General features: G+C 60.4%; 11 protein-coding genes. 10 read left to right on the top strand and 1 reads right to left on the bottom strand.

Annotation, left to right across the window (positions count from 1 at the left end; genetic code table 11):
- The first annotated feature begins 6 nt into the window (after positions 1 to 6).
- A complete protein-coding gene (locus J0G10_RS15715) occupies positions 7 to 561 on the top strand; it encodes a PqiC family protein (protein ID WP_095048916.1) in 555 nt (184 codons plus the stop codon).
- A 5-nt stretch (positions 562 to 566) separates the two neighbouring features.
- Here the strand turns inward: J0G10_RS15715 and J0G10_RS15710 are convergent, their stop codons facing one another.
- Positions 567 to 1,412 carry a site-specific integrase gene (locus tag J0G10_RS15710; RefSeq protein WP_245398056.1) on the bottom strand — a complete coding sequence of 282 codons (846 nt, stop codon included), beginning with the start codon at positions 1,410 to 1,412 and terminating at the stop codon, positions 567 to 569.
- A 447-nt stretch (positions 1,413 to 1,859) separates the two neighbouring features.
- On the opposite strand from J0G10_RS15710, the gene arnB reads away from it, so the two are divergent.
- The 9 genes from arnB to J0G10_RS15665 are packed head-to-tail and all read left to right on the top strand — an operon-like array spanning position 1,860 to position 12,261.
- A complete protein-coding gene (gene arnB, locus J0G10_RS15705; RefSeq protein ID WP_095048915.1) occupies positions 1,860 to 3,008 on the top strand; it encodes a UDP-4-amino-4-deoxy-L-arabinose aminotransferase in 1,149 nt (382 codons plus the stop codon).
- A complete protein-coding gene (gene arnC / locus J0G10_RS15700; RefSeq protein WP_220556160.1) occupies positions 3,005 to 4,027 on the top strand; it encodes an undecaprenyl-phosphate 4-deoxy-4-formamido-L-arabinose transferase in 1,023 nt (340 codons plus the stop codon). Before arnB ends, arnC begins: the two co-directional genes overlap by 4 nt.
- Positions 4,024 to 6,015, top strand: a complete 1,992-nt coding sequence (gene arnA / locus J0G10_RS15695) for a bifunctional UDP-4-amino-4-deoxy-L-arabinose formyltransferase/UDP-glucuronic acid oxidase ArnA (protein WP_095048913.1) — start codon at positions 4,024 to 4,026, stop codon at positions 6,013 to 6,015. The genes arnC and arnA overlap by 4 nt, the downstream gene beginning before the upstream one ends.
- A complete protein-coding gene (arnD, locus tag J0G10_RS15690; protein ID WP_095048912.1) occupies positions 6,015 to 6,899 on the top strand; it encodes a 4-deoxy-4-formamido-L-arabinose-phosphoundecaprenol deformylase in 885 nt (294 codons plus the stop codon). Before arnA ends, arnD begins: the two co-directional genes overlap by 1 nt.
- Positions 6,896 to 8,548, top strand: coding sequence for a lipid IV(A) 4-amino-4-deoxy-L-arabinosyltransferase (arnT, locus tag J0G10_RS15685; RefSeq protein ID WP_095048911.1), 1,653 nt, complete (start codon positions 6,896 to 6,898; stop codon positions 8,546 to 8,548). The genes arnD and arnT overlap by 4 nt, the downstream gene beginning before the upstream one ends.
- Positions 8,545 to 8,889, top strand: coding sequence for a 4-amino-4-deoxy-L-arabinose-phosphoundecaprenol flippase subunit ArnE (arnE, locus tag J0G10_RS15680; RefSeq protein WP_095048910.1), 345 nt, complete (start codon positions 8,545 to 8,547; stop codon positions 8,887 to 8,889). The genes arnT and arnE overlap by 4 nt, the downstream gene beginning before the upstream one ends.
- Complete coding sequence (gene arnF, locus J0G10_RS15675) at positions 8,886 to 9,290, top strand: 4-amino-4-deoxy-L-arabinose-phosphoundecaprenol flippase subunit ArnF (RefSeq protein WP_220556159.1); 405 nt, start codon at positions 8,886 to 8,888, stop codon at positions 9,288 to 9,290. The genes arnE and arnF overlap by 4 nt, the downstream gene beginning before the upstream one ends.
- The gene (locus tag J0G10_RS15670; RefSeq protein WP_220556158.1) at positions 9,287 to 10,666 is read left to right on the top strand and encodes a UDP-glucose dehydrogenase family protein; all 1,380 of its coding nucleotides are present in this window, start codon (positions 9,287 to 9,289) and stop codon (positions 10,664 to 10,666) included. The genes arnF and J0G10_RS15670 overlap by 4 nt, the downstream gene beginning before the upstream one ends.
- On the top strand, positions 10,639 to 12,261 hold the full coding sequence (locus J0G10_RS15665; protein ID WP_220556157.1) for an ArnT family glycosyltransferase: 1,623 nt from the start codon (positions 10,639 to 10,641) through the stop codon (positions 12,259 to 12,261). The genes J0G10_RS15670 and J0G10_RS15665 overlap by 28 nt, the downstream gene beginning before the upstream one ends.
- The last annotated feature ends 77 nt before the right edge of the window (positions 12,262 to 12,338 follow it).

Here is a 12,338-nt window from a genome sequence, read left to right as displayed (position 1 = left end):
AACACAATGGCTTTACCGCTAAAGATCACCGTGCTCGCTGCGTTCATGCTGCTGAGCGCCTGTCGCAGCGACCCGATCAGCTTTCACACCCTGACGCCGGTGCAGATCGCCAACACACGGACCGGCGCGCAGATTCCGATTGAAGCGCTGAGCGTGCCGCCGCAGGTCGACCGTGCGCAAATCGTTATCCGCCAGGGCAACAGCGGCCTGGCGATTCTTGAAACTGATTGGTGGGGCGCGACACTGGCGGATGAGTTGCGCGGTGCGTTGGCCGATCAATTGAGCAATACCGGTGGGCAAGGCAACGTTTCGGTGCGCATCGAAGTGCAACGCTTCGACTCGATCCCCGGTCAGTACGGCCTGATCGACGCCAAATGGCGCTTGCGTCCTGTCGGCGCCACTGACAATGGCTCGCTGACCTGCCGTTCGACCCTGCAAACACCGTCCGGCCCGACCATCGATGATCTGGTGGGGGCCCAGCAGCACAACGTCAAACGGCTGGCCGAGCAGATCAGTCGGGCGGCAACCGGCAACGCGCGCACCTGCCCTTCCCCGTCCTGACGGACCTACAGATCGAAGCGATCCACCGCGCGCCGCCGCTCGTTGTCGTCCCGCACATCGTAATTGGCGGTGGTCTGGATATTGCTGTGGTGCGCCAGTTTCTGCGCAATCGACAAATCATGCTCCTCGATCACCCGCGTAATAAACGAACGGCGGAAATCGTGCGGCATGATCTTCACCCCGACCTGGGTGCCACGCTGACGGGCGATGTAATAGATCGCGTGTTTGGTGATGCGCTCGCGGGTGATATGACTGCCGCGACGGATACGGTTGAACAGAAAGGCATCGTCACTCTCGCCCTCCTTCAGCTCTGAACGCCGCAGTTCCAGCCATGCATCGAGTTTGGCGAACGCCCAGGCCGGTGCGTACTTGATCAGTTGCTTATTGCCTTTGCCGGTGACGGTCAGGCTGCGCTCCGTGAAATCGACCTGATTCAAGTCCAGGTCCACCGACTCTGATTTACGCATGCCGGTGCCGTACAACAACGCAATCACCGCTGCGTCGCGCAGCCCTTGCGGACGCGGATCAGCGGCGCAGACTTCCATCAATTCGTGAATCAAGGTGCGCTTCAAGTTGCGCCCCTGAGATAACCGCGTGCCGGCGATGCCTTTGACCGAACGCATTTTCAGCAGATGATCCTGGCTGATCAGGCTCATGCGCCAGGCTTCATTCATCACACCGCGCACGGCATTCACGTACAGCGACGAGGTATTCGGCGCATAACCGTCGGAGCGCAATGCGGCGACCAGCGCCACGACGTCTTCCGGTTGCAGCCGGTGCCAGGGGATTTCCTCGATGTCCACGTCTTCAAAACCAAGACGGTCAGCGGCGTCCTGCAAGACATAACGCATGGTCAGTTGGCTGGACGGCGCCAGGCGGGCCAGATAAAGCGTCAGCGGATTAGTGTTGGACGGGGTGGATTCAGTACTCGACAAGTCAATCAAACGAAACGGCCTTGAATAGAAAACAGTTCAACAAAACAACTTAAAAGTGCAAAGAAACTTATATAAAGAGCGACTCTTCCGTAAAACTTTTCTACTAAAACAGCCGATAAACGGAAGAAGTCTGAACGGTGGCTGTATGGCTTACAGATAGACGAATCGCCGACCGTTTTTTCATGTTCCTTTCACAAAAACGCGCATAACCTTAGTTACAACAGGTTGCCCCGAAAGGCCTGCAACCCTGCCGACCGCGGACTGAAAAGTCAATCAGGTATCCCCCGATCGGTATCTCAACCCTTTGAAATTCCGTGTTTTTCAGACAATCGGCTGAAGGATGGCTATCGCCTCGAGGTTCTTATGAGTCAAGCGTTTCTGCCGTTTTCCCGCCCGAGTATCGGCGATGAAGAAATAGCCGCCGTTGAACAAGTATTGCGGTCAGGGTGGATTACCACCGGCCCTAAAAACCAGGCACTGGAAGAACACTTCGCCAACTATGTCGGTTGCAAACACGCCGTGGCACTTTCCTCGGCCACCGGCGGCATGCACATCACTTTGCTGGCCTTGGGCATTGGCCCGGGTGACGAGGTCATTACCCCGTCGCAGACCTGGGTCTCGACCGCCAACATGATCTCCCTGCTCGGCGCCACACCGGTGTTCGTCGACGTTGATCGCGACACCCTGATGACCGATGCCGCGCGCATCGAAGCCGCCATCACCCCACGCACCAAAGCAATCATTCCTGTGCATTACGCCGGCGCCGCGTTTGATCTTGATCCGCTGTACGCGCTGGCCGACAAACACGGCATCGCCATTATCGAAGACGCCGCCCACGCTGCTGGCACCCGTTACAAGGGCCGGCACGTCGGTGTGCAGGGCACGGCGATTTTCTCCTTCCACGCGATCAAGAACATGACCTGCGCCGAAGGCGCGATGTTCGTCACCGACGACGAAGCGCTGGCCAGCCGCGTGCGCATGCTCAAGTTCCACGGTCTCGGCGTCGACGCCTACGATCGTCTGACCGGTGGCCGCAAGCCGCAGGCGCAAGTGATGGAACCGGGGTTCAAATACAACCTCGCCGACATCAATGCCGCGATTGCCCTGGTGCAACTGGAGCGTCTCGACGCAATCAATGCGCGCCGCACCGAACTGGCCGCCGCCTACCGGCAAAAACTCGAAGGCCTGCCGGTGCAAACGCTGGCCCTGCCCGCCTACGCACAAACCCACGCCTGGCACCTGTTCATCCTGCGCATCGACAGCGAGCGCTGCGGCATGGACCGCGAAGCCTTCATGAAAGGCTTGCAGGACCAAGGCATTGGCTCCGGCATCCATTTCATCGCCACCCACTTGCACACCTGGTATCGCCAGCGTGACCCCGACCTTTACCTGCCCGACACCGAGTGGAACTCGGCGCGGCTGTGCTCGATTCCGTTGTTCCCCGACATGAGCGATCAGGACCTTGATCGCGTGGTCGGCGCCATCGCCACCCTTATGGACAAACGCCCGTGAAAACCTATCCGATCCGCTGTGTGTCGATCGTCATCCCGGTCTACAACGAACAGGACAGCCTGCCGGAACTGCTGCGCCGTACTGAAGCCGCCTGCAAGATGCTGCGTCACGACTTTGAAATTGTCCTCGTCGACGACGGCAGCCGTGACGAGTCCGCCAACCTTCTGGAAGAAGCCGCGACCCGTGAAGACAGCCCGTTCGTGGCGGTCATCCTCAACCGTAACTACGGCCAGCACGCAGCAATCATGGCCGGTTTCGAACAATGCAAAGGCGATGTGGTGATCACCCTCGACGCCGACCTGCAGAACCCGCCGGAAGAAATCCCCCGGCTGGTTGCCGAAGCGGAAAAGGGTTACGACGTGGTCGGCACCGTGCGCGGCAACCGCCAGGACTCGGCCCTGCGCCGCTATCCATCGAAGCTGATCAACCTCGCCGTGCAACGCTCCACCGGCGTCGCCATGAGCGACTACGGCTGCATGCTCCGCGCTTACCGCCGGACGATCATCGACGCAATGCTCGCCTGCCGTGAACGCAGCACCTTCATCCCGATTCTGGCCAACAGCTTCGCCCGCCACACCACCGAAATCGTCGTCGCCCACGCCGAACGTGAGCACGGCGATTCGAAGTACAGCCCGATGCGCCTGATCAACCTGATGTTCGACCTGATCACCTGCATGACCACTACACCTTTGCGCCTGCTGAGCATCGTCGGTTTCACCATGGCCGGGCTTGGGTTGCTGTTTGCTTTCGCACTGATCGTTATGCGTCTGGCTTTCGGTTCCGGCTGGGCCGGTGACGGCATGTTCGTGCTGTTCGCGGTGCTGTTTGTGTTCACCGGTGGCCAGTTCATCGGCATGGGCCTGCTCGGCGAATACCTGGGGCGCATGTACAGCGACGTGCGCGCCCGCCCGCGTTTCTTCATCGAAAAAGTCTTGCGCAGCCACGCCGCCGAGCCAGCGCCTGCCGTCACGGTTGACGGTCTCTCTTCTACTTCTACTACCGGTCAGGTTCACTCATGAGTGCAAAAACTGTTGTCTTCGCTTACCACGATATTGGCTGCGCCGGCATTCAAGCCCTGCTCGACAGCGGCTATGACATTGCGGCGGTGTTCACTCACGCCGATGACCCGAAAGAGAACGCGTTTTACAGCTCGGTCGCACAACTGTGCGCCACCAAAGGCATCCCGGTGCATGCGCCGGAAGACGTCAACCACCCGCTGTGGATCGAGCGCATCGCCAAGCTCGATCCTGAATATATTTTCTCGTTCTACTATCGCAACCTGCTAAGCGAGCCGCTGCTGGCACTGGCGAAAAAAGGTGCGTTCAACCTGCACGGTTCGCTGCTGCCAAGCTACCGTGGCCGCGCCCCGGCCAACTGGGTACTGGTCAACGGCGAAAGCGAAACCGGCGTCACTTTGCACCGCATGGTCAAACGTGCCGATGCCGGCGCCATTGTTGCCCAACAGCGTATCGCCATTGAACGCAGCGACACCGCGTTGAGCCTGCACGGCAAATTGCGCATCGCCGCGACGGATCTGCTGCGCGACACCTTGCCGGCCATGCTGCAAGGCAAGATCAGCGAAACCCCACAAGACGAATCGAAAGCCACGGTGTTCGGTCGTCGCACCGCCGCGGACGGCAAACTGGTCTGGGCGAAACCGGCCGAGCAACTGTTCAATCTCGTGCGTGCCGTGACCCAACCTTACCCGGGCGCCTTCTGCGCTGTGGGCGAGCACAAACTGATCGTCTGGAGCGCTGAAGTTGCCAAGGGCAACGACGGCCAGGCACCGGGCCGAGTAATCAGCGTCAATCCGCTGCGCATTGCCTGCGGCGAAGATTCGCTGGTGATCCTCTCCGGTCAGCGCAACGACAACGGTCTGTTCCTCAGCGGCCCGCAACTGGCCAGTGAACTGGGTCTGGTCGACGGCTCGCTGTTGCGCGGTGCCGAGTCCGGCCGTGCGCCACGCCGTACTCGCGTGCTGATCCTCGGCGTCAACGGTTTTATCGGCAATCACTTGTCTGAGCGCCTGCTGCGTGATGACCGCTACGAAGTCTATGGTCTGGACATCGGTTCCGACGCTATCGAGCGTCTGCGCAGCCATCCGCACTTCCACTACGTCGAAGGCGACATCAGCATTCACTCCGAGTGGATCGAGTACCACATCAAGAAGTGCGACGTGGTCCTGCCGCTGGTGGCCATCGCCACGCCGATCGAATACACCCGCAACCCGCTGCGTGTGTTCGAACTCGACTTCGAAGAAAACCTGAAACTGGTGCGCTACTGCGTCAAGTACAACAAGCGCGTGATCTTCCCGTCGACCTCGGAAGTCTATGGCATGTGCCAGGACAAACACTTCGATGAAGACACTTCCAACCTGGTGGTCGGCCCGATCAACAAGCAGCGCTGGATCTACTCCGTGTCCAAGCAACTGCTGGACCGGGTGATCTGGGCCTACGGCGCCAAGGGTCTGAATTTCACCCTGTTCCGCCCGTTCAACTGGATGGGCCCGCGTCTCGATCGCCTGGACTCGGCACGCATCGGCAGCTCCCGGGCCATCACCCAGTTGATCCTCAACCTGGTCGAAGGCACGCCGATTCGCCTGTTCGACGGTGGCGAGCAAAAACGCTGCTTCACCGACATCGCTGACGGCGTCGAGGCACTTGCACGGATCATCGATAACGACAACGACGTCTGCAACGGCCAGATCATCAACATAGGCAACCCGGACAACGAAGCCAGCATTCGTCAGTTGGGTGAAGAGCTGCTGCGTCAGTTCGAAGCGCATCCGCTGCGCGACAACTTCCCGCCGTTCGCCGGTTTCCGCGATGTCGAGAGCAAGGCGTTCTACGGTGCCGGTTACCAGGACGTCGAACACCGTAAACCCAGCATCGCCAACGCCAAACGTCTGCTCGACTGGACGCCGACCGTGGAAATGCGCGAGACCATTGGCAACACGCTCGACTTCTTCTTGCGTGAAGCCATGCTCGAACAAGCGGACAAGCGCTAATGCAGGCCGGTCTACGCATCGACGTCGACACCTTTCGCGGCACCCGTGAAGGTGTGCCGCGCTTGCTGGAAATGCTCGACGAGGCGCAGGTCAAGGCAACTTTCTTCTTCAGTGTCGGCCCTGACAACATGGGCCGGCATCTGTGGCGCCTGATCCGCCCGCAGTTTCTCTGGAAGATGCTCCGCTCCAATGCCGCCGGCCTGTATGGCTGGGACATTCTGCTCGCCGGCACCGCGTGGCCGGGCAAGCCGATTGGCCGCGATCTCGGGCACCTGATGCGTCAGGCCCGTGATGCCGGTCATGAAGTGGGTTTGCATGCGTGGGATCACCACGGCTGGCAGGCCAATGCCGGGCGCTGGAGCGACACGCAACTGATCGAGCAGATCCGTCAGGGCGTCGACACCTTGAGCGACATTCTCGGCGAGAAAATCCAGTGCTCGGCCGCCGCCGGTTGGCGTGCCGACGAGCGCGTGATCGAGGCCAAGCAAGCCTTCGGTTTTCGCTACAACAGCGATTGCCGTGGGCGGCGTCTGTTTCGTCCGCTGTTGGCCGATGGCACGCCGGGCACGCCGCAGATTCCGGTGGACCTGCCGACCTTCGATGAAGTCGTCGGCCCCATCGTCGCGGCGCGGGACTTCAACGGTTTCATCCTTGATCACTTCCGCCCGCAACAACTCAACGTCTACACCATTCACGCCGAAGTAGAAGGGATTCTGATGGCTGAGGGTTTTCGTCAATTACTCGCCGATGCGCGTCAGCGCCAAATCGACTTCAAACCACTGGGCGACTTGCTGCCCGAGTTCTTCAACACCTTGCCCGTGGGGCGCGTGCAACGCGGCACCCTCGACGGCCGTGAAGGCTGGCTGGGAGTACAAGGCGCATGATTAAACGCTGGACGCTGCCACTGCTGTTGCTGGGTATTTGCTTATTGGCTTACCTGCTGCCGCTGGGCACGCACGGTTTGTGGATTCCTGATGAGACTCGATACGCACAGATCAGCCAGGACATGCTGCTCAGTGGCAACTGGGTGTCGCCGCACTTCATGAGCCTGCGTTATTTCGAGAAGCCGATTGCCGGCTACTGGATGATCGCGCTGGGTCAGGCGTTGTTCGGGCAGAACCTGTTCGGCGTGCGCTTTGCATCGGCGCTGAGCACCGGGTTGAGTGTGCTGCTGTGCTATCTGCTCGCCCGGCGCTTGTGGGACGAGCCGCGTAAAAGCTTCGTCTGCGCCCTGCTCTACATGAGCTTCACGATTGTTGCCGGTCAGGCCGGTTACGCCAACCTCGATCCGCAGTTCACCTGCTGGGTCAATCTGAGTCTGGTGGCGCTGTGGTTTGCCGTCGACAGCCACACCAACGGCAAGCGCATAGCGGCCTGGGCTGTTCTGGGGCTGGCGTGTGGCATGGGTTTCATGACCAAAGGCTTTCTCGCCTGGTTGCTGCCGGTGCTGATCGCCCTGCCGTGGATGCTCTGGCAAAAACGCTGGCGTGAACTGCTGATGTTCGGCCCGGTGGCGATTGCCGTGGCGATCCTCGTCAGCCTGCCGTGGGTGCTTTCGGTGCATGCGCAGGAACCGGACTACTGGCGGTTCTTCTTCTGGCACGAACACATTCGTCGCTTTGCCGGTGATGACGCACAACACGATGCGCCGTGGTGGTTTTACTTGCCGCTGCTGGTCGCGTTCAGTCTACCGTGGATCGGGTTGTTGCCGACCGCGTTCAAGCAAGCCTGGCAAAGCCGCGCTCAGCCCAAAGTCGTGTTTTTGCTGCTGTGGCTGCTGATGCCGCTGCTGTTTTTCAGCCTGAGCAACGGCAAATTGCCGACCTACATCCTGCCGTGCCTGCTGCCGATGGCGTTGCTGCTGGGCAATGCGCTGGCCGATCGTTTGCGTCTGGAGCAAGGTCGGGCGCTGAGCATCAACGGTGTGCTGAATCTGTTGCTGGGCATCGTCACGTTGATCGCGCTGGTCTATCTGCAACTGACCAAACCGGTCTACGACCACGAACTGCACAGCCTGGTGCTGGTGTTCATTGCCCTGATCGGCTGGATCATCGCCAACCTGCTGCAAGCCTTTCTGCCGCTGCAATGCTGGGCGGCTCCGGCGCTGGGCAGCCTGTTGCTGATCGCGGTGTTGCCGGCGGCGCTGCCCAAATCGGTGGTCGCCAACAAGATGCCGGATCAGTTCATCAAGCATCACGTCACCGAACTGGCGCAAACCACCCACCTGCTGAGTAACGACCTCGGTGCCGCGTCCGCACTGGCCTGGCGCCTGAAAACCCCGCAAGTCGCGTTGTACAACACGATAGGCGAATTGAAATATGGCCTTGCCTATCCTGACGGCATTCAACAGCGGGTCGATCCCGATCACGTGCAACAGTGGATGCGCGAGGCACGCCGCAGCGGTGCGGTCGGCGTGGTGATGCGCGTCAAGGGGCAGGACGAACTGGACGAAATCGACAGATTGCCAAAGGACGGCGTCCGTTATGAGCAGGGCAACCTGGTGATCATGATCCTGCCCAAGGAGGCGTCATGAGCCTGTTGCTGCTGTTGGCTGCGTGCCTGCTCACCTGCCTCGGGCAGGTTGCGCAGAAGCACGCCGTGGAGAGCTGGCGCGGTGTCGAGTCGGGCTGGGCCGACAAACTGCGTACGCCGTGGTTGTGGCTGGCCCTGCTCGCCCTCGGCTCGGGTCTGTTGGTTTGGCTGCTGGTGTTGCAGCGTCTGGAAGTCGGCATCGCCTACCCGATGCTCAGCCTCAACTTTGTGCTGATCACCCTGATCGCGCGCTTCGTCTTCCGTGAACCCATCGACCGCCAGCATTGGCTTGGCGTGGCATTGGTGATCGGCGGCGTGGTTTTGCTGGGACAACAGTCATGAATCAACGTCGCGGCATCACCTTCGCGCTAGGCAGTGTGTTCCTCGTCAGCGCTGCGCAATTGGGCATGCGCTGGAGCATGACCCGCCTGCCCGTGCCGGAACAATGGCTGCACATCGACAGCCTCGATTGGCTGGCCCTGGCCGTGGTCATTGCGGCGATTTTTGCCTACGCCCTGTCGATGCTTTGCTGGCTCGCCGCCCTGCGCGATCTGCCGTTGGGCCGGGCTTACTCGCTGCTGAGCATCAGCTATGCGCTGGTTTATCTGCTGGCGGCCAGTCTGCCGCTGTTCAACGAATCCTTCAGTTTCACTAAATCACTGGGCGTGGCGCTGGTCATGCTCGGGGTCATCACCATCAACACTCGTCCGTCTCGTGCGCCCGAATTCAGGAGTGCTCCATGAAAATCACAGTATTTGGCAGCGGTTACGTCGGTCTGGTGCAAGCGGCTGTGTTGGCCGAGGTCGGCCATGATGTCGTGTGCATGGATGTCGACCAGAAGAAGGTCGACCTGTTGCGCCAGGGTCATGTCAGCATTTTTGAGCCGGGGCTGGCCAGCCTGGTGCGCGAAGGTCTGGATTCGAAACGCCTGCAATTCACCACCGATGAAAAACTCGCCGTGCAGCACGGTCGGGTAGCGTTCATTGCCGTGGGTACGCCGTCGCGTGAGGACGGTTCGGCCGATCTGCGCTACGTGCTATCGGTCGGTGATGCCATTGCCCGGCATCGTGAGCAGCCGTTGATCATCGTCGAGAAATCCACGGTGCCGGTAGGCACGGGCGACACCCTGCGCACGCACATCGAAAAAGCCTTGATCAAGGTCGGCCGCCTGCTGCAGTTCGATATCGTCTCCAACCCGGAATTTCTCAAGGAAGGCTCGGCTGTCGCTGACTGCCGCCGCCCGGACCGTATCGTCATCGGCTGCGAAGGTGATGAGGTGCGCGACGTAATGCGCGATCTGTACTCGCCATTCAACCGCAACCATGACCGCATCATGTTCATGGATCTGCGCAGCGCTGAGCTGACCAAGTACGCCGCCAACTGCATGCTGGCGACCAAGATCAGCTTCATCAACCAGATCGCCGAACTGGCCGAGCACCTGGGCGCCGACATCGAATCGGTGCGCCAGGGCATCGGTGCCGACACGCGCATCGGTTACCACTTCATCTACCCCGGCTGCGGTTATGGCGGCTCGTGCTTCCCCAAAGACATGCGCGCATTGATTCACAGCGCCGAAGAAGCGCACTGCTTCAGCGACTTGCTGCAAGCGGTCGAGGCGATCAACCAGCGGCAGAAACACAAGCTGTTCGAGCGCATCAACGCGTTCTACAAGGGTGATCTGCGCGGCAAGACTTTCGCCCTCTGGGGCCTGGCGTTCAAACCCAACACCGATGACATGCGCGATGCGCCAAGCCGTGTCTTGCTGGAGGAGCTGTGGGCCGCCGGTGCCAGCGTGCGCGCCTTCGACCCGGAAGCCATGCAGGAAACCCAGAACCTTTACCCGGACGAGTCGAAGCTGATGTTGATGGGCACGCCGGAATCGGTACTGCCCGGCGCCGACGCACTGATCATCTGCACCGAATGGCAGCAGTTCAAGGCGCCGGATTTCGATCTGATCAAACAGCGCCTCAACACCCCGGTGATTTTCGACGGGCGCAACCTGTACGACGCCGAGCGACTGGCGCGCAATGGTTTCCAGTACTTCCCGATGGGCCGTGGCGAATCGCGTAAGTTGCCGATCCCGCTGCAACAATGGCCACACGCGTCAGACGTCGCTTGATCAGCTTATCGCCTGAGATTCGCCGGCAGTCCCTGATCGCAGGGCTGCTGGCGTTTTTAGTGTTCATCGCCGGGGTCTACGGGCAGGCGCCGATCGGTTTCGATTCGCGGTTCGTGTTGTTCGCGCAAGAAATGCTGCGGCATGGGCCGACGGTGTTTCCGACCACCTATGATCAACCGTATGCGGATTATTCAGCGGTTTCGACGCTGTTCATCTGGCTGCTGTCGCTGCCGTTCGGCGCGGTGAATGCGTTTACGGCGTGGGCGCCAAGTGCCGTCGCCGGCGCGCTGATCGTGACGCTGATGTATCGACTGCTGGCACCGTACTCGCGGCGTTGGGCGTTGATCAGTATTGCGTTGCTGATGCTCACCAGCGGTTTCGTCACTGAAGTGCGCGCGGTGTCGCAGGACTTGATGCTCGCAGCGGTGGCCTTCACGGTGTTCTATCTGGGTTATGCCCATGAGCATTTTGCCGGCAAGCGTCACTGGCCGCTGATCTTCGCGTTGCTGCTGCTCGGCTTCGGCATTCGCGGACCGATTGGTCTGGTGGTGCCGACCGGCATGCTGTGCAGCTATTACCTGCTCAACCGTGAGTGGACGCGTCTGCTGGTGTTCGGCGTACTGGCTTCGCTGTTGCTCGCAGTCTGTGTCGGCCTGCTGTTGTGGCTGGCGAAACTCAGCGGTGGCCCGGTCTTCTTGCAGGACGTGATCCGCATGCAGTTCATGGGGCGCATGGACGGCAGCGAAGGCGTCAGCGGTTCGCTGTATTACTTCACCAGTTCGTTCGGCAACTATGCGCTGGCCTATCCGCTGGCATTACTGGTACTGGTGGCGGCCTGGCTGGGCAAACCGCAGCAACGTGGCCCGGCGCTGCGTCTGGTGCAGTACTGCGCGGCGGCGGGAATGATTGTGATGGTCGGGCTGTCGATTCCCCAGGCGAAGAAGGCGCGGTATTTGCTGCCGATGCTGCCCATGGCGGCGATCATTGCGGCGTATCCGTTTCAGGTCGCGCATGGGCGGGTGTTTCGTTGGTTGCGCGGGTTGATGCTGGGTGTTTGGCTGGTTACGCCGGGATTGTTGATGGTTGTGTTACTGGTCGCTCGACGGCGCTTTCCCGAGCAATTGAGTGAAGTGTCTTTGGTGTTGATCGTGCTGGGCCTGCTGCAACTCTTGGCGTTGTCGCGATTGTTGATCCCGCGTTGGCGTGTCGAGGTATTGGCGTTGTCTGCGGTGTTGGCGCTGTGGACGGTGTACGCGGCAGTGTTCGAGCCGGTGGAGCGGCGTTTGTACGACACCCAGGGATTCAGTCACGCGGTGTTTGCCCAGGTTCAACAAAAGCCGGCGCCGCTGGTGTTGCATGGCATGGGCAAGGATGCGAAGGCGATTAAGTTCATGGTCAATATCGAGCAGGATCTGCAACCGCAGTTCAGCGACTCGATCCAGCAACTGGAGGCGCTCAAAGGTCCGGCGTGGCTGATGATGGATCGCAGTGATTTTCTGGCCCTGCGGGGGACGCCGCTGGGTGAATTGCAACCGATACTCAGTGGCCGCTTCGACAAAAACGATTACGTCCTGCTTTACGCTAATCCCTTGTAGGCGCTGCCGAAGGCTGCGATCTTGATCGTTCCCACACTCTGCGTGGGCATGCAGCCTGGGACGCTCCGCGTCCCAAA

The organism is Pseudomonas germanica (assembly GCF_019614655.1).
Lineage (GTDB): Bacteria > Pseudomonadota > Gammaproteobacteria > Pseudomonadales > Pseudomonadaceae > Aquipseudomonas > Aquipseudomonas neuropathica.
Note: the sequence above shows the minus strand (reverse complement) of the source record. Positions and strands in the feature narration are given on the sequence as shown.

Coding starts and splice junctions, on each gene's coding strand:
- J0G10_RS15710 (WP_245398056.1), bottom strand. CDS start 1,412: ATGCGTTATGTCTTGCAGGACGCCGCTGACCGTCTTGGTTTTGAAGAC.
- arnE (WP_095048910.1), top strand. CDS start 8,545: ATGAGCCTGTTGCTGCTGTTGGCTGCGTGCCTGCTCACCTGCCTCGGG.
- arnA (WP_095048913.1), top strand. CDS start 4,024: ATGAGTGCAAAAACTGTTGTCTTCGCTTACCACGATATTGGCTGCGCC.
- arnT (WP_095048911.1), top strand. CDS start 6,896: ATGATTAAACGCTGGACGCTGCCACTGCTGTTGCTGGGTATTTGCTTA.
- J0G10_RS15670 (WP_220556158.1), top strand. CDS start 9,287: ATGAAAATCACAGTATTTGGCAGCGGTTACGTCGGTCTGGTGCAAGCG.
- J0G10_RS15715 (WP_095048916.1), top strand. CDS start 7: ATGGCTTTACCGCTAAAGATCACCGTGCTCGCTGCGTTCATGCTGCTG.
- arnD (WP_095048912.1), top strand. CDS start 6,015: ATGCAGGCCGGTCTACGCATCGACGTCGACACCTTTCGCGGCACCCGT.
- arnB (WP_095048915.1), top strand. CDS start 1,860: ATGAGTCAAGCGTTTCTGCCGTTTTCCCGCCCGAGTATCGGCGATGAA.
- J0G10_RS15665 (WP_220556157.1), top strand. CDS start 10,639: ATGGCCACACGCGTCAGACGTCGCTTGATCAGCTTATCGCCTGAGATT.
- arnF (WP_220556159.1), top strand. CDS start 8,886: ATGAATCAACGTCGCGGCATCACCTTCGCGCTAGGCAGTGTGTTCCTC.